We start from the raw sequence: 2,643 nt of genomic DNA on the forward strand, positions 1-2,643 counted from the left end.
CCCGCTTGCGCAGCCAGAGCCGGTTCCAGCGCAGGAGGGCATTGGCCTCGGGGTAGTGCCGCAGCGCATCCGCCGCGGCCTTGGCCACCAGGTGCGTCACCGTGAGGCGCTGGCCCGTGCGCGCCCGGAAGGCCTCCACGTGGGCTTGCCCCGGTTACGTGGCTCTCCCGCGGTTTGTGTGAATCCTGAACACAGGCGGGTGCCCGCACGAGTGAGGCTCGCTTGCTCGCCGCCCCTGAATCACACGAAGTGCGGGAGAGCCACAAAACCGGGGCAGGCTCACGCTCCCCAACCTTGCATCGCACCAGGAGGAGCCTGTTGGACATGAAAGAGGGTGGAACCAGGACGAGGAGCACCTTGGGGCTGGCGGGTTTTCTCCTGTTGCTCGTGGCGGCCCTCGGTGCCCAGGCAGAGCCGCCCTCCTCCATGCTCCCTGGCCGTAAGCCGGACTCCAGGGAGCCCTGGGGCGCTTTTCTTGGCAAGGCCGCACATGAGGCCATTGGCATCGAGTACTCTTTGCAGCACCCCTCCAGCATCGTCTTCCTCAACACCGCCAGCCTCTCCATCATTGTGAAGGAGGGGAAGTTAGGGGATCCCGAGCGTCTTCCAGCGTTCGTGCGGCTCTTGCGCCCGGACATCACCGATACCCGCCTTCTCGTGCTGTTCGAGATCAAGCCGGACGATGAGGAGTCGCGCAGGGAAGGGAGAGAACAGGCGGGGCGCTACCTGGCGGCTCTGAATGAGGCCGTCAAGCCTGACAAGAAGCTCGTGGGAGGCATCGGCTTCGAGGGCTCGCTCTTCCTCGAATTCGAGAACGGGGGAGCACTCTGGAAGTTGTCCTGGCGCACGCCAGAGCCCGGAGTGGCGCTGTACCGCTGGAGCTACCGACGCAAGAAGCCCAATGCCTCCTGGAAGGAGCGGGTGGCCCAGAAGGAAGAGGAGTTGCCCAGGGAAGAAATAGAACAGCGCGGTGAGTTGGCCGAGCAGGCGATCCGGGCTGCGTATGACAAGGGAGAACGCCCCAAGGGCTTCCAGGGCCAGGTCTACCTGCCTGGGGACTGCGGCTGAGCGAGCGGGATGCGTGTGCTGCCCTCGGAGCGAGCGAAGTGACTGGCGCTTGAGGAGCACTTGGACGCTGTGTTAGGGCGAAAGGCCATGAACCCGGAAGAGTCCCCGGTGCTTGAGTTTCCAGCGTGGCTCTACGGCACCACCGCCGCCATCCGCCGCAAGGTGAGAGCCGAGGGCCACTGGTGGGCCCGGCAGTACCTCAAGACCGGTGCCTTTCCCCAGCCCCGGCAGATGCGCCAGGTGCCGCCCGGTGAGGTCCTGGTGATGCGCCCAGGGGCCGAATTCGACTTGAACGGCACACGCTGGTGGATGCACATGTTCGTCGGCGTCTTCACCAGCTTGGACGAATGCATCCAGAAGGAGGCACGTCAACGCACTGAAGAGGCCTTCGAGTCCTTCTGCCTGAACACCCCTTGGGGGGCCCTCTATCATGCCGTGTCTCCGCCCCCCTTGCGGAGCGCTGAGCGCATGGCGAATCGGCTCGCCTCGGTGCTCCGCTTCTGGGATGTGCTCCAGGGCCTTCGCTATGCGTTCTGGTTCGGCAAGAAATACACGCTGGAAGAACTCATGGAGGATATCTACCGCAAGACCCTGGAGGCATGGTGCCCCGGAGGCCCTGCCTCGGTCCGCGAGCACATGGCCCTGACGGTGGAGCACATGTCTCGCGCTACCCGAGAGGATTGCCTGGAGGCCGTGCTCCGGGTGATTCCTGTCTTGGTGAAGGTGGACACTGACTTGAAGCACCGCGAGGTGCTCGGCGACCCGGGCTTCCTGCGCGAGCGCCTCTGCGCGCTGCCCCAGGAGGACTTCGAGGATTTTTCCAGCGCCTACAAATACACGGTGGCCGTACAGTTGGCTGCCTGGGATAGAGAGTTGGGGCGGCATTAGACGTGGTGCGCTCAAGCTCCCCAGGCGGACGCGGGGTCCTCCAGCGCGGCGCCGATGTGGTGCAGGACCCGCGAGGCCAGCTCGGGATCGATGACACGCACGTCGAAGGTGCAGGAGAGCGCCATCCGCTTGCCGGGCACGAGGGCCTCTCCCTCCAGGACGGGCTCGTCTCGCACCGCACCGGGGGCGAGGTAGAAGGCCACCCGTGTGTAGGGCACCATGGCCAGGAACGCCCGTTCCAGCCCGAGCGTGCCCACGTTGGACACCGCGACGGAGCCGAACGGGTCCTTCGGCATGCCCACCCACTGGAGGTCCACGTTGAGCGTGAACCAGACGAAGGAGAGCAGCCGGAGGAGGGTGTTCATGAAGAGGCCGGGGACGCGGTAGGAGCGCCGCTTGCCTCGCTCGATGACGGCGTCGCGGCGGTCTCGGACGCGCTGCACGAGCGCCTCCAGCGTGGCGGAGAAGTCCCGGAGCGAGAGCACGTCCGCGTCGGGCACGGTGGCGGTGGTGAGGTCCACGCGGCCCAGGTGCTCGGGCTGCACCACGAGGACGCAGACGCTCACCCGCTTGCGCAGCCAGAGCCGGTTCCAGCGCAGGAGGGCATTGGCCTCGGGGTAGTGCCGCAGCGCATCCGCCGCGGCCTTGGCCACCAGGTGCGTCACCGTGAGGCGCTGGCCCGTGCGC

At 66.4% G+C, this 2,643-nt stretch carries 3 protein-coding genes and 1 pseudogene; 2 read left to right on the plus strand and 2 right to left on the minus strand.

Translation table 11 applies throughout. The annotated features are described in order from the left end of the window. A pseudogene (locus VF794_RS11405) lies at nt 1-145 on the minus strand (2-oxo acid dehydrogenase); the annotation flags it as partial. A gap of 77 nt (nt 146-222) precedes the next feature. On the opposite strand from VF794_RS11405, the gene VF794_RS11410 reads away from it, so the two are divergent. Further along, nucleotides 223-1,068 carry a hypothetical protein gene (locus VF794_RS11410; RefSeq protein ID WP_331109630.1) on the plus strand — a complete coding sequence of 282 codons (846 nt, stop codon included), beginning with the start codon at nt 223-225 and terminating at the stop codon, nt 1,066-1,068. Nucleotides 1,069-1,155: 87 nt separating this feature from the next. After that, nucleotides 1,156-1,956, plus strand: a complete 801-nt coding sequence (locus tag VF794_RS11415; RefSeq protein ID WP_331109632.1) for a hypothetical protein — start codon at nt 1,156-1,158, stop codon at nt 1,954-1,956. A gap of 11 nt (nt 1,957-1,967) precedes the next feature. On the opposite strand, the gene VF794_RS11420 is transcribed toward VF794_RS11415, so the two are convergent. Then, nucleotides 1,968-2,643: 2-oxo acid dehydrogenase subunit E2 (locus VF794_RS11420; protein ID WP_331109634.1), on the minus strand; the 676-nt coding region annotated here is incomplete at its 5' end.

It is taken from the genome of Archangium sp. (assembly GCF_036389735.1).
Lineage (GTDB): Bacteria > Myxococcota > Myxococcia > Myxococcales > Myxococcaceae > Archangium.

Coding starts and splice junctions, on each gene's coding strand:
- VF794_RS11415 (WP_331109632.1), top strand. CDS start 1,156: ATGAACCCGGAAGAGTCCCCGGTGCTTGAGTTTCCAGCGTGGCTCTAC.